The organism is Pseudomonas retamae (assembly GCF_043496865.1).
Classification (GTDB): domain Bacteria; phylum Pseudomonadota; class Gammaproteobacteria; order Pseudomonadales; family Pseudomonadaceae; genus Aquipseudomonas; species Aquipseudomonas retamae.
The window spans coordinates 1-22003 of the sequence record NZ_JBIEIL010000022.1 but is presented as its reverse complement, the minus strand read 5'-3'; the positions used below and the strand labels follow the sequence as shown (position 1 = coordinate 22003).

General features: G+C 60.3%; 23 protein-coding genes. 15 read left to right on the top strand and 8 right to left on the bottom strand.

The window, feature by feature from the left end; translation table 11 throughout:
* Positions 1-30: 30 nt before the first annotated feature.
* Together gluQRS and dksA are read right to left on the bottom strand one after the other, a co-directional pair.
* Complete coding sequence (gene gluQRS, locus ACGSLL_RS27615) at positions 31-927, bottom strand: tRNA glutamyl-Q(34) synthetase GluQRS (protein ID WP_394508606.1); 897 nt, start codon at positions 925-927, stop codon at positions 31-33.
* A gap of 210 nt (positions 928-1137) precedes the next feature.
* A complete protein-coding gene (gene dksA / locus ACGSLL_RS27610) occupies positions 1138-1581 on the bottom strand; it encodes an RNA polymerase-binding protein DksA (RefSeq protein WP_101157646.1) in 444 nt (147 codons plus the stop codon).
* A 333-nt stretch (positions 1582-1914) separates the two neighbouring features.
* Here dksA and ACGSLL_RS27605 point away from each other — a divergent pair, with 333 nt between their 5' ends.
* Together ACGSLL_RS27605 and sfsA are read left to right on the top strand one after the other, a co-directional pair.
* Positions 1915-3084 (top strand): pyridoxal phosphate-dependent aminotransferase, encoded by a 1170-nt coding sequence (locus ACGSLL_RS27605; RefSeq protein ID WP_394508605.1) that lies wholly within the window; start codon positions 1915-1917, stop codon positions 3082-3084.
* A complete protein-coding gene (gene sfsA / locus ACGSLL_RS27600; RefSeq protein WP_394508604.1) occupies positions 3084-3797 on the top strand; it encodes a DNA/RNA nuclease SfsA in 714 nt (237 codons plus the stop codon). Before ACGSLL_RS27605 ends, sfsA begins: the two co-directional genes overlap by 1 nt.
* Here the strand turns inward: sfsA and ACGSLL_RS27595 are convergent.
* Complete coding sequence (locus ACGSLL_RS27595; protein ID WP_394508603.1) at positions 3794-4111, bottom strand: Rieske (2Fe-2S) protein; 318 nt, start codon at positions 4109-4111, stop codon at positions 3794-3796. The two genes, sfsA and ACGSLL_RS27595, sit on opposite strands and share 4 nt — an antisense overlap.
* A 165-nt stretch (positions 4112-4276) precedes the next feature.
* Between ACGSLL_RS27595 and ACGSLL_RS27590 the strand changes: the two genes are divergently transcribed.
* The 4 genes from ACGSLL_RS27590 to ACGSLL_RS27575 are packed head-to-tail and all read left to right on the top strand — an operon-like array spanning position 4277 to position 7820.
* A complete protein-coding gene (locus ACGSLL_RS27590; RefSeq protein ID WP_394508602.1) occupies positions 4277-5149 on the top strand; it encodes a heme/hemin ABC transporter substrate-binding protein in 873 nt (290 codons plus the stop codon).
* Positions 5150-5199: 50 nt separating this feature from the next.
* Positions 5200-6183, top strand: a complete 984-nt coding sequence (locus ACGSLL_RS27585) for a FecCD family ABC transporter permease (protein WP_394508623.1) — start codon at positions 5200-5202, stop codon at positions 6181-6183.
* Entirely contained in the window at positions 6183-6950 is a 768-nt protein-coding gene (locus ACGSLL_RS27580; RefSeq protein ID WP_394508601.1) for a heme ABC transporter ATP-binding protein, read from the top strand. Before ACGSLL_RS27585 ends, ACGSLL_RS27580 begins: the two co-directional genes overlap by 1 nt.
* A 21-nt stretch (positions 6951-6971) precedes the next feature.
* Complete coding sequence (locus ACGSLL_RS27575; protein ID WP_394508600.1) at positions 6972-7820, top strand: ChaN family lipoprotein; 849 nt, start codon at positions 6972-6974, stop codon at positions 7818-7820.
* 227 nt (positions 7821-8047) lie between these two features.
* Here the strand turns inward: ACGSLL_RS27575 and ACGSLL_RS27570 are convergent, their stop codons facing one another.
* The 4 genes from ACGSLL_RS27570 to ACGSLL_RS27555 form a co-directional block, all read right to left on the bottom strand.
* On the bottom strand, positions 8048-8848 hold the full coding sequence (locus ACGSLL_RS27570) for a Crp/Fnr family transcriptional regulator (RefSeq protein WP_394508599.1): 801 nt from the start codon (positions 8846-8848) through the stop codon (positions 8048-8050).
* Between the two features lie 16 nt (positions 8849-8864).
* Entirely contained in the window at positions 8865-9137 is a 273-nt protein-coding gene (locus ACGSLL_RS27565) for a TfoX/Sxy family protein (protein WP_016773175.1), read from the bottom strand.
* A gap of 279 nt (positions 9138-9416) precedes the next feature.
* Positions 9417-9761, bottom strand: coding sequence for a pentapeptide repeat-containing protein (locus tag ACGSLL_RS27560; RefSeq protein WP_394508598.1), 345 nt, complete (start codon positions 9759-9761; stop codon positions 9417-9419).
* Between the two features lie 91 nt (positions 9762-9852).
* Positions 9853-11409 carry a bifunctional aminoglycoside phosphotransferase/ATP-binding protein gene (locus ACGSLL_RS27555; RefSeq protein WP_394508597.1) on the bottom strand — a complete coding sequence of 519 codons (1557 nt, stop codon included), beginning with the start codon at positions 11407-11409 and terminating at the stop codon, positions 9853-9855.
* Positions 11410-11525: 116 nt separating this feature from the next.
* Between ACGSLL_RS27555 and mrcB the strand changes: the two genes are divergently transcribed.
* The 3 genes from mrcB to ACGSLL_RS27540 are packed head-to-tail and all read left to right on the top strand — an operon-like array spanning position 11526 to position 14951.
* Positions 11526-13850 (top strand): penicillin-binding protein 1B, encoded by a 2325-nt coding sequence (gene mrcB, locus ACGSLL_RS27550; RefSeq protein WP_090286313.1) that lies wholly within the window; start codon positions 11526-11528, stop codon positions 13848-13850.
* A gap of 16 nt (positions 13851-13866) precedes the next feature.
* On the top strand, positions 13867-14616 hold the full coding sequence (locus tag ACGSLL_RS27545; RefSeq protein ID WP_394508596.1) for a tetratricopeptide repeat protein: 750 nt from the start codon (positions 13867-13869) through the stop codon (positions 14614-14616).
* Positions 14616-14951 carry a YqcC family protein gene (locus ACGSLL_RS27540; RefSeq protein WP_039761596.1) on the top strand — a complete coding sequence of 112 codons (336 nt, stop codon included), beginning with the start codon at positions 14616-14618 and terminating at the stop codon, positions 14949-14951. The genes ACGSLL_RS27545 and ACGSLL_RS27540 overlap by 1 nt, the downstream gene beginning before the upstream one ends.
* Before the next feature lie 18 nt (positions 14952-14969).
* Here the strand turns inward: ACGSLL_RS27540 and ACGSLL_RS27535 are convergent, their stop codons facing one another.
* On the bottom strand, positions 14970-15386 hold the full coding sequence (locus ACGSLL_RS27535) for a DUF4124 domain-containing protein (protein WP_394508595.1): 417 nt from the start codon (positions 15384-15386) through the stop codon (positions 14970-14972).
* Positions 15387-15785: 399 nt separating this feature from the next.
* On the opposite strand from ACGSLL_RS27535, the gene ACGSLL_RS27530 reads away from it, so the two are divergent.
* The 6 genes from ACGSLL_RS27530 (at position 15786) to msrQ (ending at position 21780) form a co-directional block, all read left to right on the top strand.
* Positions 15786-17510 (top strand): acetolactate synthase 3 large subunit, encoded by a 1725-nt coding sequence (locus ACGSLL_RS27530; RefSeq protein WP_394508594.1) that lies wholly within the window; start codon positions 15786-15788, stop codon positions 17508-17510.
* Positions 17511-17512: 2 nt separating this feature from the next.
* Positions 17513-18004 (top strand): acetolactate synthase small subunit, encoded by a 492-nt coding sequence (gene ilvN / locus ACGSLL_RS27525; RefSeq protein ID WP_003176102.1) that lies wholly within the window; start codon positions 17513-17515, stop codon positions 18002-18004.
* 46 nt (positions 18005-18050) lie between these two features.
* The gene (ilvC, locus tag ACGSLL_RS27520; RefSeq protein ID WP_003228216.1) at positions 18051-19067 is read left to right on the top strand and encodes a ketol-acid reductoisomerase; all 1017 of its coding nucleotides are present in this window, start codon (positions 18051-18053) and stop codon (positions 19065-19067) included.
* 149 nt (positions 19068-19216) lie between these two features.
* Positions 19217-20074, top strand: a complete 858-nt coding sequence (pssA, locus tag ACGSLL_RS27515) for a CDP-diacylglycerol--serine O-phosphatidyltransferase (protein WP_090286305.1) — start codon at positions 19217-19219, stop codon at positions 20072-20074.
* Between the two features lie 63 nt (positions 20075-20137).
* A complete protein-coding gene (gene msrP / locus ACGSLL_RS27510; RefSeq protein WP_394508593.1) occupies positions 20138-21151 on the top strand; it encodes a protein-methionine-sulfoxide reductase catalytic subunit MsrP in 1014 nt (337 codons plus the stop codon).
* On the top strand, positions 21151-21780 hold the full coding sequence (gene msrQ, locus ACGSLL_RS27505) for a protein-methionine-sulfoxide reductase heme-binding subunit MsrQ (protein WP_394508592.1): 630 nt from the start codon (positions 21151-21153) through the stop codon (positions 21778-21780). Before msrP ends, msrQ begins: the two co-directional genes overlap by 1 nt.
* The last annotated feature ends 223 nt before the right edge of the window (positions 21781-22003 follow it).

The window sequence follows — 22003 nt, the reverse complement described above, 5'->3', positions numbered from 1 at the left end:
TAACGGATGGGCGTGTGACTGCAAGGGGCGTCATTGCAGTTGCGCCTCGGGCAAGGTCAGTGAGCGCGGGATTTTCGTCGCATCCCAGTGCGTGCTGCCCCAGGCGAGCAGTTCACGCGGCGAAGCGTGGGCGAGTTCAGCGCCGGGGTTCTGCCCCAGTGCGCGCAGGGCTCGCAGCAGTAACGGCGTGGCCTGATCGGCTGCAAGCGGCGGCGAGCGGTACGACTTGCCGAGCTTGTTGCCGTCCGGCTGGGTGATCAGCGGCAGGTGCAGGTAGCGCGGCTGACGCAGACCGAGCAATTCCTGCAGATACAACTGGCGTGGCGTCGAGTCGAGCAGGTCGGCGCCGCGCACGATGTCGGTAATGCCTTGCCAGGCGTCATCGAGCACCACCGCCAGTTGATAGGCGTAGAGCCCGTCGCGACGGCGGATTACGAAGTCGCCCACATCCCGGCCCAGATGCTGACGGTATTCGCCCTGCACGCGGTCGATGAAGTGATATTCCAGCTCCGGCACGCGCAGGCGGATCGCCGCGTCCTGCTGATCGTGGCCGGCATTGCGACAAAAACCCGGATAAATACCGTTGTAGGGTTCGAGCTGTTTGCGCGAGCAGGTGCAGGCGTAGGCCAGACCGTGATTGAACAGGCTGTTGAGCACTTCGGCGTAGGCGTCGTGGCGATCGCTCTGGCGCACCATCTCGCCATCCCATTCGAAGCCGTAACTCTCCAGGGCCTTGAGAATCGCCGCTTGCGCACCGGGCTCTTCGCGCGGCGGATCAAGGTCTTCCATGCGCACCAGCCAGCGCCCACCGACCGAACGGGCGTCGAGGTAGGAGGCGAGGGCGGCGACCAGCGAACCGAAGTGCAAGTGGCCACTGGGGGTCGGGGCGAAGCGGCCGATGTAGGCGGGGGAGGTTTTGGCGGTCATGGGGGCGATAAAGCTATTCAGAGTTGACTCAGATTATCCCTGTGGGAGCGAGCCTGCTCGCGAATGCGCACTTCCAGACAATTGAATGTTGACTGGAACACCGCTTTCGCGAGCAGGCTCGCTCCCACAAAGGCAGGCACAGGTTGGGCGGGTAAATCGTAGAAACAAAAACGGAGCGTTCGCACGCTCCGTTTTTTGTTCAGGTCAAAATCACTTGCCGACCTGTTTTTCCTTGATTTCCGCCAGGGTCTTGCAGTCGATGCACAGATCCGCCGTCGGGCGGGCTTCGAGGCGCTTGACGCCGATCTCGATGCCGCAGGATTCGCACCAGCCGTACTCTTCGTCTTCGATCAGTTGCAGAGTCTTGTCGATTTTCTTGATCAACTTGCGCTCGCGGTCGCGGGCGCGCAACTCGAGGGCGAACTCTTCTTCCTGGCTGGCACGGTCGGCCGGGTCAGGGAAGTTGGCCGCTTCGTCTTTCATGTGATCAACCGTACGGTCGACTTCCTGCATCAAGTCCAGTTTCCACTTGTTCAGGATCTTGGTGAAGTGCGCGCGCATCGGAGCGCCCATGTACTCTTCACCCGCCTTCGGAACGTAAGGTTCGAAGCCGCTGATCGTCGCTTGCTGCTGTTGCTTTGCTTGGGTGGACATGAAATAGACCGCCTCTACTCTTGTAATCCATTGCGCAGGATTGCTCCATCACCGACACCTGCCGGCCCTGCGGCTGCAAGCGGGCGAACTTACCAGATCAAATCAGCCTGCGCTACTCCCGGATGTCGAGCCCCCGGCGGGTGGCGCTTGCAGATGTTTGGCAAGCCGTGTCTGTGGGAATGGAGACCTGTTCAATCACTGATTTTAGTCAATCCTGGAGCGTACGTTCAGATCGTTACAGTCCAGCGTTCTTGAGGCTGTGACCTTCACGGGTTCTCGCTCGTTCCGGCAGACAGGTAGAATCGTCTCTTTTTTCCCGTCGAAGGCATTCCAATGGCCCCCTACAGTGCGCGCAGTCGCGCGATCGAACCGTTCCATGTGATGGCGCTGCTGGCGCGGGCCAATGAATTGCAGGCCGCCGGCCACGACGTGATCCATCTGGAAATCGGCGAGCCGGACTTCACCACTGCCGAGCCGATCATTCTCGCCGGGCAAGCGGCGCTGACGGCGGGCAAGACCCGCTACACCGCAGCGCGGGGGATCCCCGAGTTGCGCGAGGCGATTGCCGGGTTCTATCAATCACGGTACGGCCTGAGCATCGATCCGCGGCGGATTCTGATCACCCCGGGCGGCTCCGGCGCGCTGCTGCTGGCCAGTGCGTTGCTGGTCGATCCGGGCAAGCACTGGTTGCTGGCCGACCCTGGCTACCCGTGTAACCGGCATTTTCTGCGTCTGGTCGAAGGCGCGGCGCAACTGGTCCCGGTCGGCCCCGACGTGCGTTATCAACTGACCCCGGACCTGGTCGCGCGGCACTGGGACCGTGACAGCGTGGGCGCATTGGTCGCGTCGCCGGCCAACCCGACCGGGACGATTCTGACTCGCGATGAACTGGCGGGATTATCCACCGCCATCAAGGCGCGTCACGGTCATTTGGTGGTGGATGAGATCTATCACGGCCTGACGTACGGCACTGATGCCGCCAGCGTTCTGCAAGTGGATGACAGTGCGTTTGTGCTCAACAGCTTCTCCAAGTATTTCGGCATGACCGGTTGGCGCCTCGGCTGGCTGGTCGCGCCGGACGCAGCGGTGAGCGAGCTGGAGAAACTTGCGCAAAACCTCTACATCAGCGCGCCGAGCATGGCGCAGCACGCGGCCCTGGCCTGTTTCGAACCGGCGACGATCGCGATTTTCGAGGAGCGCCGCGCCGAATTCGGCCGTCGCCGCGATTTCCTTCTGCCGGCGCTGCGCGAACTGGGCTTCAACATTGCCGTTGAGCCTGAAGGGGCGTTTTATCTGTACGCCGATATCAGCCGGTTCGGCGGCGATGCCTTCGCGTTCTGCCAGCATTTCCTCGAAACCGAGCACGTTGCCTTCACCCCGGGGCTGGATTTCGGCCGCTATCAGGCCAGTCACCATGTGCGTTTTGCCTACACGCAAAACCTTGATCGCTTACAGGAAGCGGTGGAGCGTATCGCCCGTGGCCTGAAGAGCTGGCAAGGCTGATGCGCTTTTATCCACAGCTTGAAGAAGCACGCCTGATCCGCCGGTACAAACGTTTCCTCGCTGATATCGAAACCGTTAGCGGCGAGTTGCTGACCATCCACTGCCCGAACACCGGGTCGATGCTTAATTGTCAGGTCGAGGGCGGGCAGGTCTGGTTCAGCCGCTCGAACGACCCGAAGCGCAAGCTGCCCGGAACCTGGGAGATCGGCGAAACCCCGCAGGGGCGCTTGTTCTGCGTGAACACCGCGCGGGCCAACGGGCTGGTCGAAGAAGCCTTGCAGGCGGGGATTATCACCGAGCTGAACGGCTTTACCGCATTGAAGCGCGAAGTCGCCTACGGGCAGGAAAAAAGCCGCATCGACTTTCGCCTCGAATACCCGAGCGGCGCGGCTTATGTCGAAGTGAAAAGCGTCACGCTGGGTTTCGAAGGGACGGCGGTGGCAGCGTTTCCCGATGCCGTGACCCAGCGCGGTGCCAAGCACCTGCGTGAGCTGGCGCATCTGGCGCGTGACGGCATTCGTGCGGTGCAACTGTATTGCGTGAACCTGACCGGAATCGAAGCGGTGCGTCCGGCCGAGGAAATCGATGCGGCCTATGCCGAGGCGTTGCGCGAAGCGGTTGCCTGCGGCGTGGAAGTGCTGGCTTACGGCGTGCGCCTTGATCACGAGGAAATGGTCATTGATCGCCGACTTGAGGTGCGGCTTAACGGTTAAACGTCGATCCAGACGCCTTGCGCGTCTTCGCGGCACTCAATGGCCGTGAGCGATTGCCCGGCACATGGGCCGGCGACACATTCTCCGTCCTCGATCAAAAACAGTGCGCCATGGGTGGCACACTGGATCAGGCTGTTGCTGGGATCGAGAAACCGGTCAGGCTGCCATTCCAGCCCGACGCCACGGTGCGGGCAGCGATTGAGATAGACATACACCTGCCCGCCACGGCGCACGGCAAACAGTTTGTCACCGTCGATTTCGAAGCCGCGACTGCTGGCTTCGGCCAGCTCATCGCCGGCGCAGAGAAACTTCATGGCTATCCTCAAGAGTCTGCTCGTGTCTGGATATGTCCGAGCTTGACGTTTAAATGCAAACAATTATCAAATGGCAGCCCTCTCCCGCAGGGAGTCTGGCAGTTTGTCGAGGATACTTGGCTCGCTCTGCGGATGCCCGGGAAACCTTGTTCAAGGAAGCTGTGTATGCGCCTGAGTATCCGCGTTGTTGCGCTGTGTGTCGGCTGGCTGTTCAATCATCACGCGGTCGCGGCTGATTTGCCGCAACGCTGGGTCAGCGCCGGCGGTGCATTGTCTGAGTGGGTCAGTGCGCTGGGCGGCGAGGCGAAACTGGTCGGCGTTGATACCACCAGCCAGCATCCGCAATCGCTCAAAGCGCTGCCAAGCATCGGTTATCAGCGAAGTCTTTCCGCCGAGGGCATTCTCAGCCTGCGCCCGGACATGCTCATCGGCACCGAAGAAATGGGCCCGCCGCCGGTGCTGGCTCAGGTCAAGGCAGCCAACGTCCGCGTGGAGCTGTTCTCGGCGCAAGCGGATCTGCCGACGCTGACACAAAACCTCACTCGTCTGGGCCAGTTACTGGGCGCAGAAGCGCAGGCGAAACAACTGCTGCAAACGTATCAACAGCAACTCGTTGCGCAACAGGCGCGGGTGGCTGAGGCGCAAACCGCACAAAAAGCCCCAGGCGTACTGCTGTTGCTCGGGCATGCCGGCGGCAAACCGCTGATTGCCGGCAAGGACACCGCCGCCGATTGGCTGCTGCAACAGGCAGGCGGGCGTAACCTCGCGACCCATAGCGGTTACAAACCGTTTTCGGTGGAATCCCTGGCCAGCCTCGATCCCGAAGTACTGGTATTCGCCGACCGTGCGCTGAACGGCGAGGCGGCGAAAACTGCGCTATTCAAGGAAAATCCGATTTTGAGTTCCAGCCGCGCGGCCAAGGCCGAGCGGGTGATGGAGCTGGATCCGACGCTGCTGGTCGGCGGACTCGGGCCGCGCTTGCCGGCCGCGCTGAAAACCCTGACTGATGGTTTTTATCCAGCCAAGGGCGGCCAATGACCCCACTGGTCAAACCGCGCGGACTGTTCATCGGCCTGACGCTGCTGTGTCTGCTGGCGACCTGGTTGTCGTTGGCCCTCGGACCGGTCAGCTTGCCGCTGTTCGACACATTGCGTGCAGCGTTGCGCCTGCTGGGCGTGCCGCTGCCGCCGGACGGGCTGGAGCAGGCTGAACTGATCCTTGGGCAGATTCGTCTGCCGCGGACTTTGCTCGGTCTGGCGGTGGGCGGTGTGCTGGCGTTGTCCGGCGTCGCCATGCAGGGCTTGTTTCGCAATCCGCTGGCCGATCCGGGGCTGGTCGGGGTTTCCAGTGGCGCGGCGCTGGGAGCCGCGATTGCGATAGTTGGCGGCGAGATGTTTGGCGAAGTGCCGGAAGCCTTCGCGCCGTATCTGCTGTCGGCGTGCGCATTTCTCGGCGGGCTCGGGGTAACAGCGCTGGTTTACCGACTCGGCCGGCGTAACGGTCAGACCCATGTCGCAACCATGTTGCTGGCGGGCATCGCGCTGACGGCGCTGGCCGGCTCGGCTGTCGGCCTGTTCACCTATCTGGCGGATGACGCGACCCTGCGCACGCTGACCTTCTGGAATCTCGGCAGCCTCAACGGCGCCAGTTACGCGCGGCTGTGGCCACTGCTGATCATCAGCGCCGGTGTCGCGTTATGGCTGCCGCGTCGGGCCAAGGCGTTGAATGCGTTGTTGCTTGGCGAGTCGGAGGCCGGGCATTTGGGTATCGACGTCGAGCGGCTCAAGCGTGAACTGGTGTTCTGCACCGCGCTGGGTGTCGGCGCGGCGGTGGCGGCGGCGGGCATGATCGGTTTCGTCGGGCTGGTGGTGCCGCATCTCGTGCGACTGCTTGCCGGGCCCGACCATCGCGTGCTGTTGCCAGCCTCGGTGCTGGCTGGTGGCAGCCTGTTATTGCTTGCCGATCTGGTGGCGCGGCTGGCGCTGGCGCCGGCGGAATTGCCGATCGGTATCGTCACGGCGTTCATCGGCGCACCGTTCTTTCTCTATCTGCTGCTGCGAGGGCGGGCCTGATGCTGCGTGCGCACAAACTGCAGATTCAGCGCGGGCGCAAAACCGTGCTCGATGAGGTCACGCTGCAACTCGAAGCGGGCGAAGTGCTCGGCGTACTCGGGCCAAACGGTGCGGGCAAAAGTACGTTGCTCGGCGCGTTGTGCGGGGAATTGGCCGCCAGCGCGGGCGAGGTGTCGCTCGACGGCAAGCCATTGCATGACTGGGCGCGAGTCGAACGTGCGCAACGGCTCGCGGTATTGCCGCAGGTGTCGACCCTGGACTTTGCCTTTAGCGTCGAAGAAGTGGTCGGCATGGGCCGTTTGCCGTATCAAAGCGGTCGCGTGCGTGACGAGGAAATCATCGCTGCGGCATTGGCGGCGGCCGATGCCGGGCATCTGAGCGGGCGCAGTTATCTGGCGTTGTCCGGTGGCGAGCGGCAACGCGTGCACCTGGCGCGGGTGCTGGGGCAGTTGTGGCCGGGGCAGGCCGGGCAAACGCTATTGCTCGACGAGCCGACTTCAATGCTCGATCCGCTGCACCAACACACCACTTTGCAAGCGGTGCGCGAGTTTGCCGATCGCGGCGCGGCAGTGCTGGTGATCCTGCATGATCTGAACCTCGCTGCGCGTTATTGTGACCGCATCCTGCTGCTGGAAAACGGCCGACCGGTGGCGCTGGATACGCCCGAGCGGGTGCTGCGCCCGGAGACACTGCAAGCGGTGTTCGGACTGCAAGTGCTGGTGCAGCCGCACCCGGAGCGCGGGCATCCGCTGATCATCGCCCGCTGACTGAATCGTCGAGGTGTGTGCATGCGAGGACTGTGGTTATTGATGCTGATGTTGCTTGCAGGGTGTCAGCATGCTGTTGCGCCAGCTCCAGTCAGTGGCGAAATTCGCGACCTGCACAGCGGTGAAGTGCTGACCGCAGAGCAACTGTTGACGCGTCTTGCGAGGCCCGAGCGACTGATCATCGGCGAGCAACATGACAATGCCGATCACCACGCTGCGCAGTTATGGCTGTTGCAGGCGCTTGGCGAGCAGCGCCAGCAGGGCAGTCTGTTGCTGGAAATGCTAACACCCGATCAGCAGCCGAAAGTGGCTGCCGCGCGGCGAATGCCGGCATCCGCCGATGTCGCCAGGATGCTGGACTGGCAGGACGGCTGGGACTGGACGCTTTATGGTCCGATCGTGCGCTTCGCGCTCTCGCAACCGTATGCGCTGCTGGCAGCCAATCTCGACAACAGTGAAATCCGCGCAGTCTATCGTGAGCCTCCCGCACTCAGCGGTGCGCGCAGTAACGCGGCATCGGTGCAAGACAAGCTGCTGCGGCAGATCAGCGATTCCCACTGCGGCTTGCTGCCCGAATCGCAAATGCCGGCGATGCTGGCGGTTCAGCAACAGCGTGATCGGCGCATGGCTGAACGTTTGCTCGCAGCGCCCACGCCCTCGATGCTGCTGGCCGGGGCGTGGCATGCGCGCAAGGATGCCGGCGTGCCGTTACATGTTCTCGATCTGGGCGCGGCGAAGGTGCCCACGGTGTTGATCCTGGCCGAACACGGGGAAAATGTGAGCGTCGCGATGGCCGATTATGTCTGGTACACGCCTGCCACATCGAAACCGGATTACTGCGAACAGATGCGTAAACAGTTCGGCAAATGACTTTTTTACGGGCAAAAAAAGACCCGGTAAAAACCGGGTCAAATAACCGTGATTAGCCTGATGAGGAGATAATCTGAGAATCCGAACCAAGGGCTTTTCAGAATATCGACTGATCTCGCGACCAGTTGTGATAATCATAGCGATTCTCATTACCGCGTCAACCACTGATTTGCCGTTTGTACGATTTAATCGGGTAAATGGCCGGAATGCCGCGTGAATTCAGGGCTTCAGCGTTGGCCTTCAGCCACTGTCGAGGGGGCGATCTGCCGATTCAATTGCCCGATGCGCCGCGCCATGCTTTCGATCAGGCTGTGAGCGATCTTCGGATTGGTGCGGGTCATGCTCAAAAACTGATCACCAGGAATCAACATCACTGTGCTCGGTACGCGCGCGATCACCGTTGCGTTGCGCGGCTCGCCAGTGAAGATCGCCATGGCGCCGAAGATCTCGTCCCTGGGCACGTCGCCGACCTTGTGTCCGTCGACAAACGCTTCGGCATGCCCGTCGATGATCACAAACACATGATCAGCAACGTCTCCCTGCCTGATCAGGATTTCCCCCGCCGCGACTCGTTTGAAACCGTTGCTGCTGCGAAATTCGCGCGGTTTCAGCTGCGCCACGGCGTGGGCGAGAATCGCCAGGTGGCCCTGCAAATACTCGACGAACTGCTGCGCCCGGCGTGCGTCAGCGAACAGATGCCGGAACACCTCCTCGCGGCGGTAGGGCTGCAAACGCAGCGGCGCGTCGCAGCACCAGCGACAATCAGCCCAGACATCACCCTGCTGCAAACCAAGCAAATCACCCTCCTGCCAGTAAAACAGCGGCCGCGCACCGATGCAGCCGTTGATCACGCCGTCGATTAGCAGAAACAACTGTTCGGCGGGCAGAACGGGCAGCAAGTCATCCGTCGCATCGACCTGCAAAACCGGCCCGCAAGGTGCGAGATCTCGCAACCACTGCACGGGCAGGCTTTGCAAACGGTTGATGATTGCATCGGTATGTGCCGATTGCTCTCCCAGTAAATACATGAGGATCGCCGCCCGTTCAGTTCTTGTGTCGCGCGGAAATGGCTTCGAGCTGCTTGTTCAGGGCGTCCTTGCGCTCGGCGGGGATGTCGTTCCAGTGCACATCCATCAGGGCGCCTTCGATCGCATACAACAACACCTTCGATGCACGAAACCCGCGGGTACGCACGGCCCGGTAGGCGTCCACTGCGCCGAGCCGACGCAAGTCCGAGGCGCTGTGGATGCCCACGGCATGCAGCCATTGCGCCGACGTCTTGCCAAGATTTTTCAGGTGTTGCAGTTCATCATTCATCAAGCCTCCTTGCGACGGCCGAATGGTGCGTGGGCGAGCTTCTCAGGAGTGTAGCCATCAGTAGGAAAAGCGTGGTTGTTTGGTCGGATTCGACGCAAATGCTTCTAAGAAAGGGGATAAAGATCTAGAAATGCAGAAGGGAAGGGGCATAGCGCATAACAAATGTGGGAGCGAGCCTGCTCGCGAAGACGGTGGATCAGCCGCTACCTATATCGACTGACACTACGCCTTCGCGAGCAGGCTCGCTCCCACAAGGGGGGGCCAGGGCTGACAGCGATCTCAGCGCGTGCGATAGCGCAAGCGCGTACCGAAATTCATCGACATCAGAATCTCGTCGGCACTCAGCTCCGGCGGGAAGTACGCACCGGAAATCTGTGCGTGGGCCAGGCTTGCGCCTTCCAGTTGTGCGTTACGGAAGTCGATACCACGCAAATCGGCAGAACGGAAATACGCGTCGCGGAAGTCCACGCCCTCGGCGTTCAGCTCGCGTAGATCGAGACCGCGGAAATCGCCACCAACCATGTCGATCGGTCCGTCCTGCGGACGCTCCTTGTTGAAACCAGTGATGTCGTCTTTGTGCAGCAAGGCATATAGCGGCGTATCGAGAAGTTTCGGCTGGCTCATGTCAGATCACCTGTTGGTTTTATGACGCCAGTATAGTGCCACTATTTGGCGGCCGTGAAGCGAGCGAGGGCTTCACGGCCGAAATAGTTTCTTACAGGCCTGGCAGGCGCTGACGAATCTGCGCGACCACGGTGTCGAGCGTGCCGGATTCATTGGTCTGCACGCGTTTGCTGCGCAGGATTTCTTCCGGCGTCAGCGCTTCGCGATTGGCCTGTTGCGTTTCGATCACCGCCAGGGTGGCGTCGGACGGGTCCTTCTGGTCGGCCTGACGCACCGCCAACCAGCTTTCGATCACCGCTTGCGGTGCGTTGCAGTCGAGGATCAGGAAGGGCGTGCCGGTGGCTTCGGCGATTTTCGCCGCATTGTCGCGTTGTTCGCGTTTCAGGTAAGTGGCGTCGATCACCACCGGGAAACCGGCGTGCAGGATCACTTCGGCGATTTCGTGCAGGCGCGCATAAGTCGCGGCGCTGGCATCGGCGCTGTAAATCCCGGCCTGTACGTCGTTGGCGACGGTCTGCTCGCCAAACAGGCGCTTGCGCTCGACATCCGAACGCAGGCGGATCGCGCCCAGTGCTTCAACCAGGCGCATCGCAACGTGGCTTTTACCGACGGCGGAAACACCGTGAGTGATCGCCATGAAGCGTGACGGAATGGTGCTGTAGCTTTCCGCCAGGTTGGCGTAGTTGCGGTACTGGCGCAGGGTGGTGGCGCGCTGCACGGCGGTCGCGTCCGCCGGCATGCTGAACAGCGCGACCTTCGCGCGGACCAGCGCGCGGTAGGCTTTATAGAAGTTCAGTACTTCAAGGCCTTGATAATCGCCGGTCAGTTCCAGGTATTGGCTGATGAAACGTCGCGCCAGGGATTTCAGGCCGCGGTCTTCCAGGTCCATCGCGAGGAAGCCGGTATCAGCCCAGACGTCAGTGAAACGGAACGGCTCGTTGAACTCGATGCAGTCGAAGATCACCACGTTGCCATCGATGACCGTGGCGTTGCCCAAGTGGATGTCGCCGTGGCATTCACGGGTAAAACCTGCGGCCTTGCGCTCGGCGAACAGTGGCTTGAGACGCTCGAAGCTGCTTTCGGCCCAGGCTTTAAGTGCTTCGAGTTGCAGCAGATCGTTTTTGTCGCTGAGAAACGGCAGGATCTGCTCGAAGTTTTGCGCGACCGGTGCCATCACGCTGTCCGGGGTGCCGGCGTCGTGTTCGGCCGGGACTTTTGGTGCATTGATGTGGAAGCGGGCAATCTGCTCGGCCATCGCATCGATGTGCTGGGTGGTCAGCTCACCGTTGGCTTGCAGGGTGCTGAGCAGGCCGGTCTGCGGGAACTGACGCATTTTCAGCACGTACTCGATGGCCGCGCCGTCGCCGCCCAATTGTGGCGCTTCAACGCTGCCGGTGACCGGCAACACTTCCAGATACAAATCCTCGGTAAGGCGCTGGTTGAGACGCAGCTCTTCGGCACAAAAATGCGCGCGCGCGTCGAGGCCGGTGAAGTCTAGGAAGCCGAAATTAACCGGCTTCTTCACTTTATAAGCAAAGGGGCCGGTGAGAATCACCCACGAGATGTGGGTTTCGATGACCTGGAACCTTTCGACGGGATGCGGGTAGAGGGCCGGGTTTTGCAGGGCAGCGATCAGGGACTGGCTCACGGGCGATCCTTCAGAGACGGAGAAAATCAAGGTCGCCATTATGGCCGCTTGCCCGCCGGACGCAAACCTCTGAGGGTGCCTGTTGAGGATCGATAAAGTGCGTATAATCCGCCGCCATGACTCGATCCCGATCCCCCCGTACCAAGAAAAAACCACCGTCCAAGGGCCTGAGCCCGTGGCTGAGCTGGGCCATCAAACTCAGTCTGGTCGGCCTTGTCGTGCTGGCCGGCTTCGCCGTTTACCTCGATGCCGTGGTGCAGGAGAAGTTCTCCGGCAAGCGCTGGACCATCCCGGCCAAGGTATACGCGCGCCCGCTCGAGCTGTTCGTCGGACAGAAGCTCAGCAAGGACGATTTCCTCACCGAACTCGATGCCCTCGGCTATCGTCGCGAAGCCGTGAGCAATGGCCCAGGCGCTGCTGCCGTCAGCGGTAATACGGTTGACCTGAACACCCGTGGCTTCCAGTTCTATGAGGGCCTGGAAAAACCGCAACCGGTGCGTGTGCGTTTCTCGGGCGATTACGTTGCCGAGCTGTCGGCGACCAACGGTTCCAAGCTGTCGGTGGTGCGTCTGGAGCCGCTGCTGATCGGCGGCATTTATCCGAAAAATCTCGAAGACCGCATCCTGATCAAACTCGATCAGGTGCCGCCGTATCTGCTGGAAACCCTGGTCGCCGTCGAAGACCGCGATTTCTACAGCCATTGGGGCGTGTCGCCGAAATCGATCGCCCGTGCGGTCTGGGTCAACACCTCTGGCGGCAAGATGACCCAGGGCGGCAGTACCCTGACCCAGCAGTTGGTGAAGAACTTCTACCTGACCAGCGAACGCAGCCTGACCCGCAAGCTCACCGAAGCGATGATGGCGATGTTGCTGGAGCTGCATTACGACAAGAAGGAAATCCTCGAGGCCTACCTCAACGAAGTCTTCGTCGGGCAGGACGGTCAGCGCGCGGTGCACGGTTTCGGTCTGGCCAGTCAGTTCTTCTTCGGCCAGCCATTATCCGAGCTGAAGCTGCATCAAGTGGCGTTGCTGGTTGGGATGGTCAAAGGTCCGTCCTACTACAACCCGCGGCGCAATCCTGAACGTGCGCTGGAACGCCGTAACCTGGTGCTCGACGTACTGGCGCAACAGGGCGTCGCCACGCCGGAACAGGTTGAAGCGGCGAAGAAAATGCCGCTGGGCGTGACCACCCGCGGCAAGCTGGCCGACAGCTCGTACCCAGGCTTCATCGATCTGGTCAAACGTCAGTTGCGCGAAGATTACCGCGACGAAGACTTGACCGAAGAAGGCCTGCGCATTTTCACCAGCTTCGACCCGATTCTGCAGATGAAAGCCGAGGCCTCGGTCAACGACACCTTCAAACGTCTGTCCGGGCGCAAAGGCTCCGACGACGTTGAAGCGGCGATGGTCGTGACCAACCCGGAAACCGGCGAAGTCCAGGCGATGATCGGCAGCCGTCAGGCCAGTTACGCCGGCTTCAACCGCGCGCTGGATGCGGTACGGCCGATCGGTTCGTTGATCAAGCCGGCGGTTTATCTGACCGCACTTGAAAAACCGAGCCAGTACACGCTGACCAGTTGGCTGTCGGATGAACCGTTGTCGGTCAAAGGCGCGAACGGTCAGGTGTGGAAGCCGCAGAACTACGACCGCCGTTCTCACGGCACGGTGTTCCTCTATCAGGGGCTGGCGCATTCCTACAACCTGTCGACGTCGCGTCTGGGCCTGGAAGTCGGTGTGCCGAACGTGCTCAAGACTCTCGGTCGCCTCGGTGTAACCCGCGAGTTCCCGGCGTTCCCGTCGATGCTTCTCGGTGCCGGCGGCATGACCCCGATCGAAGTGGCGACCATGTACCAGACGCTGGCCAACGGTGGTTTCAACACGCCGATGCGTGGGATTCGCAGCGTCCTGACCGCCGAAGGCGAGCCGCTCAAGCGCTATCCGTTCCAGATTCAACAACGTTTTGACCCGGCCTCCATCTATCTGATCCAGAACGCCATGCAGCGCGTGATGCGTGAAGGTACCGGCAGTTCGGTTTATAACGTGTTGCCCAAGACCCTGACGCTGGCCGGCAAGACCGGTACCAGTAACGATTCGCGCGACAGCTGGTTCGCCGGGTTCAGTCAGGACCTGCTGGCGGTGGTCTGGCTGGGCCGCGACGACAACGGCAAGACCCCGTTCACCGGGGCGACCGGTGCGTTGCAGGTCTGGACCAGCTTCATGCGCAAGGCAGATCCGCTGCCGCTGGACATGCCGCAGCCGGACAACGTCGTTCAGGCCTGGGTCGATTCGCGCACCGGGCAAGGCTCCGATGCCAACTGCCCCGGCGCGGTACAGATGCCGTATATTCGCGGCAGCGAACCGCCACCCGGCGCCGCGTGCGCAAGCGAAACGCCTGCCTCGCCGGAGTCGGTGATGGATTGGGTCAAGGGCTGGATGAATTAAGCAAAGAGGGTTTCAAGTGAACAAGTGGTTGATTCCAGCGGTGACCGCCGTGGCTTTGCTCAGCGGCTGCTCTACCGTACAGCGTGGTTCGATTCCCGTTGTCGACTCCGGCACAGCGGTGTCCAACAGCGAGCGCATCGGTGCCAATGGCGGTTTCCGCCAGACTACCGTCAAGCGTCCGGTGCAGGGCCAGACTCAGGCGATTCCGCAAGGCGATACCGGCGTAGTGGTGATGGTGCCGGGCGGCGGCGCGGCCGTGTCGACACCGATCAGCTCCTCGCCAATCGTTCCGGGTCCGGCATCCGGCGGTATCACGTCGGGGCCGTACAACCCGTCGGCGGTCGAATCGGCGCCGGTCAACTCCGGCAGCTACAGCATGCCGTCGACGCCGAGCGGTATTCCTTCCGCGACCAGCGGCGGTGGCTTGTCAGCCGATGAGCAACTGGATGGCCCGGTACTGGCCTTGCTGACCACTGCACAACAGCAGCAGGCCGGTGGCGACCTCAACGGCGCGTCGTCGAGTCTGGAGCGCGCCCAGCGCGTTGCACCGCGTGAGCCGCAAGTGCTTTATCGTCTGGCGCAGGTGCGCATGGCTCAGGGCGATGCGCCGCAAGCCGAGCAATTTGCCCGTCGTGCACTGACGATGGCCAACGGTCGTCCGGATCTGCAAGCCAGCCTGTGGGAGTTGATCGCCCAGGCTCGTGAGAAACAAGGCGATTCCGCCGGCGCCACGCTGGCCCGGCAGAAGGCCAAGGTCTCGCTGTGATGGATGCCCGTTTCCCGAAAATCGCCGATCAGTTGCTGCTGATCGAGCGTGAACTGCGTACCCAGGGCTGGTGGGATGAGGTTGAACCTTCGGCCGAAGCCTTGAGCAGTGTAGAGCCGTTTTCCGTCGATACGCTGGACTTCGAGCAGTGGCTGCAATGGATCTTCCTGCCGCGCATGAAGATGATTCTGGAGCAGGATCTGCCGCTGCCGAACGCCTCGGGTATTCAGGAAATGGCCGAGATGGTTTTTGCCCAGCGCAACCTTGGAGGCAAGGATCGTCAGTTGCAGGTGCTGCTCAAAGAGTTCGATCTGCTGATTACTGCCTCACGCTGAACCGCACGCTGCCAGTAATCACTGGCAGTTCTGCTCAATCTGCTTCTGCGCTTCGGCGATGCGCTCCTGACGCTGCGCATCGTCAAGCCGTTTCAACTGTCCTTCGACCTCCTCTCGCAAACGCGGATTGTTTTGCAGCTGCGCAAGGTTGGTCCGTGCCTGCTCGCAAAACGCCTGGAGCTGCGCCTGTTGTTCGGCCACCTGCTTTTTGACCTTGTTGTCGATCGCCTTCTGATCGCCGAGTACGCCGCTGCCGGGCATGGCGGACGGTTGTGCCGGTGGCGCGGAGGGCGTTTGCACGGTGGTCGATGGCTGGCCCGCAGGCGGCTGCGCATCGAAGTGGGTGACACCCTGGGCATCGACCCATTTGTAGATTTGAGCGGCCGAGCAACACGGACTGAGGCCGATCAGCAGAGTGAGGAGGAGCGTTCGCATGCTGATTCCTTGGCAAAATTGCGCAATTGACGCTAACAGAGTAGCGCTTTTCAGGTTTTTTCTTGCGTTCTCATGTGCTTACCCACAATTAACCACACAGACGACTTGACTTGCAGAGGGCGAAACAGAAGAATCCAAAGTCCGCTGTAGAGGGACTGCCAGAAGCAGACCCACTCGGTAGATCATGAGGCGCACATCCGCGCCGACCTGTTACACCCGCAACGCGTTACCTCGCGCTGGGTGGGAAAGGCCCGCAACACTTGGGACGATCCCAATACTTGCTCAGTCAGTGCTGACGTAGTCGGCGACCACCGTCGCTCATGCTCTGCCGAGAAGTAAACCTATTAAGACCCGCCCCTTTTTTGTGGACGGTATTCTGGCGTTTTAGAGGTGAACAACGTGGAGCTTTTATCTGGCGGTGAGATGCTCGTCCGCTTTTTGCGTGACGAAGGCGTCAAATATATCTACGGGTACCCGGGTGGTGCTCTCCTGCATGTTTACGATGCCCTGTTCAAAGAACCGGAAGTGACCCACATCCTGGTTCGTCACGAGCAAGCCGCAACCCATATGGCTGACGGCTACGCCCGTGCCACCGGTAAAGCCGGCGTGGTACTGGTGACTTCCGGTCCAGGCGCCACAAACGCCATCACCGGTATCGCCACCGCCTATATGGACTCGATTCCAATGGTGATCATTTCCGGTCAGGTGCCGAGCACCATGGTCGGTACCGACGCGTTCCAGGAAACCGACATGATCGGTATCTCCCGGCCGATCGTGAAGCACAGCTTCATGATCAAGCACGCTTCGGAAATCCCGGAAGTCATGAAGAAAGCCTTCTACCTGGCGCAATCCGGTCGTCCGGGCCCGGTCGTGGTCGATATCCCGAAAGACATGACCAACCCGGCCGAGAAGTTCGAATACATCTTCCCGAAAAAGGCCAAGCTGCGTTCCTACAGCCCGGCCGTGCGCGGTCACTCCGGGCAGATCCGCAAGGCAGCCGAAATGCTCCTGGCGGCCAAGCGTCCGGTGCTGTACTCCGGTGGCGGGGTGATTCTCGGCAACGGTTCCGCACCGCTGACCGAACTGGCAAAAATGCTCAACCTGCCAGTGACCAACACGCTGATGGGCCTGGGCGGTTTCCCCGGCACTGATCGCCAGTTCATCGGCATGCTCGGCATGCACGGCAGCTACACCGCCAACCTGGCGATGCACCATGCCGACGTGATCCTCGCGGTTGGCGCACGTTTCGACGACCGCGTGATCAACGGCCCGGCAAAGTTCTGCCCGAACGCCAAGATCATTCACATCGACATCGACCCGGCGTCGATCTCCAAGACCATCAAGGCTGACGTGCCAATCGTTGGCCCGGTCGAGAGCGTCCTGACCGAAATGGTCGCGATCCTCAAGGAAATCGGCGAGACCCCGAACAAGGAGTCCGTGGCCAGTTGGTGGAAACAGGTCGATGAGTGGCGCGGCGATCGCGGCCTGTTCCCTTACGAAAAAGGCGACGGCAGCCAGATCAAACCGCAGACCGTGATCGAAACCCTGTGCGAAGTGACCAAGGGCGACGCCTTTGTGACCTCCGACGTCGGTCAGCACCAGATGTTCGCAGCGCAGTACTACACGTTCAACAAGCCGAACCGCTGGATCAACTCCGGTGGTCTGGGCACGATGGGCTTCGGTCTGCCGGCGGCGATGGGCATCAAGCTGAGCTTCCCGGACGACGACGTTGCCTGCGTCACCGGCGAAGGCAGCATCCAGATGAACATCCAGGAACTGTCGACCTGCCTGCAATACGGCCTGCCGGTGAAAATCGTCATCCTCAACAATGGTGTGCTGGGCATGGTTCGCCAGTGGCAGGACATGAGCTACGGCAGCCGTCACTCGCACTCCTACATGGAATCGCTGCCGGACTTCATCAAACTGGCTGAAGCCTACGGCCACGTTGGCGTACGCATCACCGAATCGAAAGACCTGAAGTCGAAGATGGCCGAAGCGTTCGCCATGAAGGATCGCCTGGTGATCATCGACGTTGCGGTCGACACCAGCGAGCACGTCTATCCGATGCAGATCAAAGACGGCTCGATGCGCGATATGTGGTTGAGCAAGACGGAGCGTACTTAATCATGCGGCACATTATTTCCTTGCTTCTGGAAAACGAACCTGGCGCTCTGTCTCGCGTAGTCGGCCTGTTCTCGCAGCGCAACTACAACATCGAAAGCCTGACCGTGGCGCCGACCGAAGACCCGACCTTGTCGCGTCTGACGCTGACCACCGTGGGCCACGATGAAGTGATCGAGCAGATCACCAAAAACCTGAACAAGCTGATCGAAGTGGTCAAGCTGGTGGACCTGTCGGAAAGTGCTCACATCGAGCGCGAGCTGATGCTGGTCAAGGTCAAGGCCACTGGCGCCCAGCGCGCCGAGATCAAACGCACCACCGATATTTACCGTGGACAGATCGTCGATGTCAGCGCCAGCGTGTATACCGTTCAATTGACCGGTACCAGCGACAAGCTCGACAGCTTCATTCAGTCCATCGGCACCGCATCGATTCTGGAAACCGTCCGCAGCGGCGTGACCGGTATCGCCCGCGGCGACAAAGTACTCAGCATCTAAACCAAATTAGCGCATGGCCTGAATGGCCGGATATAAGGGGAAATTCATGAAAGTTTTCTACGATAAAGACTGCGACCTGTCGATCATCCAGGGCAAGAAAGTTGCCATCATCGGTTACGGTTCCCAGGGCCACGCCCAGGCGTGCAACCTGAAAGACTCCGGTGTCGACGTTACCGTTGGTCTGCGTAAAGGTTCGGCTACCGTTGCCAAAGCTGAAGCCCACGGCCTGAAAGTGACCGACGTGGCCTCCGCTGTCGCAGCGGCCGACCTGGTCATGATCCTGACCCCGGACGAGTTCCAGTCCTCGCTGTACAAGAACGAAATCGAGCCGAACATCAAGAAAGGCGCCACTTTGGCCTTCTCCCACGGTTTCGCGATTCACTACAACCAGGTTGTTCCGCGTGCCGACCTCGACGTGATCATGATCGCGCCGAAGGCTCCGGGCCACACCGTGCGTTCCGAGTTCGTCAAAGGCGGTGGTATCCCTGACCTGATCGCGATCTACCAGGACGCCTCGGGCAACGCCAAAAACGTTGCACTGTCCTACGCCGCTGGCGTCGGTGGCGGTCGTACCGGCATCATCGAAACCACGTTCAAGGACGAGACCGAAACCGACCTGTTCGGCGAACAAGCCGTTCTGTGCGGCGGTACCGTTGAGCTGGTCAAAGCCGGTTTCGAAACCCTGGTTGAAGCTGGCTACGCGCCGGAAATGGCCTACTTCGAGTGCCTGCACGAACTGAAACTGATCGTTGACCTCATGTACGAAGGCGGTATCGCCAACATGAACTACTCGATCTCCAACAACGCTGAATACGGCGAGTACGTGACGGGTCCTGAAGTGATCAACGCCGAATCCCGTCAGGCCATGCGCAACGCCCTGAAACGTATTCAGGACGGCGAATACGCCAAAATGTTCATCAGCGAAGGCGCAACCGGCTACCCTTCGATGACCGCCAAGCGTCGTAACAACGCCGCTCACGGTATCGAAATCATCGGCGAGCAACTGCGCTCCATGATGCCGTGGATCGGTGCCAACAAGATCGTCGACAAAGCCAAAAACTAAGTCGTCGTTGCTTGTATGAAAAACGCGGCCTCGGCCGCGTTTTTTCGTTTGAGGCGGTGGTTCTGGTATAAAGCTGCATCGTTTGTGGCCGAACTGTCGTCCTCAAGCCTCTGTCGAATTTTTCTCCAAACCGTTGCAAGGTAATGTCCATGAGCGAACGTCCCGAAGAGCCGAACAAGGCTTCTGACGCCGAAAGCCTGCTGCCCGTCGATGAACACATCGAAGAAGGGCACGACGCGGAAGGTCGTAAAGTCCGGCATCGTGGTATCTATCTGCTGCCGAACCTGTTCACCACTGCGAACCTGTTTGCAGGTTTCTATTCCATCATCAATTCGATGAGCGCCCAGGCTGCGTTGAGCGCCGGTGATTCAGCGAACGCGAGCAAGTATTTCGCTTTCGCCGCGATCGCGATTTTTGTCGCCATGGTGCTCGATGGCCTCGATGGTCGTGTTGCGCGCATGACCAACACGCAAAGCGCCTTCGGCGCTGAGTACGACTCGCTGTCGGACATGGTCGCGTTCGGTGTCGCCCCGGCATTGCTGGCGTTCGGCTGGGCGCTGGGTGATATGGGCAAGGTCGGCTGGATGGTCGCCTTCATCTATGTGGCAGGCGCAGCGTTGCGTCTGGCGCGTTTCAACACTCAGGTCGGCACCGCTGACAAACGCTATTTCATCGGTCTGGCAAGTCCGGCGGCTGCCGGCGTCGTGGCCGGTATCGTCTGGGCGTTCAGTGATTACGGCATCCAGGGTTCGAAGATGTCGTTCCTCGTTGCACTGATGGTTGCAGCGGCCGGCATGCTGATGGTCAGCAACATCAAGTACAACAGCTTCAAGGAACTGGATCTGAAAGGGCGCGTGCCGTTCGTGGCGATCCTGGCGGTGGTATTGGTGTTCGCCGTTGTGTTCAGCGATCCGCCGCGAATCCTGCTGCTGGTGTTCCTCGCCTATGCCGCTTCCGGGCCGGTGCAGTACCTGTTGCGTCTTCGTCGTCACAAAAACGCCGAGTGATGTAATTTCCCGCATACTCCGCAGTCAATGGGTGCATCAGTCCTCCAAAGCTGCGGAGTTGCCATGTTGATCAAAGTCCCTAAAGCGTCCGACTGCCATGAGTCGGATGTCACGCCTGAATCCATTTATCTTTCGCGTCGCCAATTACTCGGGGCTACGGCCACCGGTATCGCCGTCAGCACACTGCCGCGCTGGGCGAGCGCGGCAGATGCCTCTCGTTATTCCGATGTCGAGCCCGGCAACGCGCCGGCCTGGTTTGCTGAAAAACTTCCTTCGACCCAGTGGGGCGCGGTCAACGTCAAGGATGAGGCGATCACGCCTTATAAAGATGCCACTCACTACAACAACTTCTATGAGTTCGGCACCGGCAAAGGCGATCCGGCGTCCAATGCCGGATCGCTGAAAACCGAACCGTGGAGCGTGGTGATAGACGGGGAAGTGGGCAAGCCGGGGCGATATGCGCTGGAAGATTTCATGAAGCCGTATCAACTCGAGGAGCGTATCTACCGTCTGCGCTGTGTCGAGGCGTGGTCGATGGTCATTCCGTGGATCGGCTTTCCGATCTCGGCATTGCTCAAGCAGGTCGAGCCGACCTCCAAGGCCAAATACATCCGCTTCGAAACCCTGCAGGATCCCAAAAGCATGCCTGGGCAGCGCTCGGGTTTTGCTTTGATCGACTGGCCTTATGTAGAAGGCTTGCGACTGGATGAGGCAATGAATCCTTTGGCGATTCTGGCGGTGGGCATGTATGGGCGCGAGTTGCCAAATCAGAACGGTGCCCCTCTGCGTTTGGTGGTGCCGTGGAAATATGGCTTCAAGAGCGTGAAGTCCATCGTGCGCATCAGTCTGGTCAGCGAGCAGCCGAAGACCACCTGGCAAAGCATCGCCGCGGATGAGTACGGCTTCTATGCCAACGTGAACCCGACCGTCGATCACCCGCGCTGGACGCAAGCTCGCGAGCGACGTTTGCCAAACAGCCTGTTCAAACCGAACGTGCGTGATACGCAGATGTTCAACGGCTACGCAGATGAAGTCGCTTCTTTATATACAGGGCTCGATCTGCGGAAGAATTACTGATGCGATTCCCGTACTGGCGTATAGGCGTGTTCATTGCGGCGGCCATCTGGCCGTTGCTGTGGTTGTATCAGGCTTTGGAGGATTCGCTGGGGCCTGACCCCGGCAAAGTCCTGGTTGACCGACTAGGGCTGGGCACGTTGATCTTGCTGCTGATCACCTTAAGCATGACGCCTCTGCAGAAGCTGACGGGGTGGGCGGGGTGGATTGCGGTTCGTCGGCAGTTGGGGCTTTGGTGTTTTGCCTATGTGGCTTTGCATCTGGGCAGCTACTTGGCGTTTATCCTCGGTTTCGATTGGTCGCAGCTGGCGATCGAGTTACGCAAGCGGCCGTACATCATTGTCGGGGCATTGGGTTTTCTTGGCTTGTTGGCACTGGCGGTGACGTCTAATCGCTCCAGTCAGCGTCGGCTGGGCGTGCGCTGGAAGAAGTTGCATCGCTTGGTTTACGTGATTCTGGGTCTGGGGTTGCTGCATATGTTGTGGATCGTTCGTGCTGATCTCGAGGAATGGGCTATCTATGCCTTTATAGGTGGCGTGCTGATGGTTCTGCGTATTCCTCTGGTGGTGCGCAGAATCCCGCGTTTAAAAGCCGGGAAGGCGATTTGCAAGAAAAGCGAAATTAACGGTTGACGGCAGATCTCAGGTGTCTATAATTCGCCCCACTTCCGGCGCAGCCTAAACGGAAAACTCCTTGAGATTCAACGAGTTATGTAGGTTTCGGCAGCGGGCGGCTTCAGTTCATCGAAGCCCGAAAGGAAGTTGAAAAAGAGGTGTTGACAGCAGCGTGTAACGCTGTAGAATTCGCCTCCCGCTGACGAGAGATCGGAAGCGCAAGTGGTTGAAGTTGTTGAAG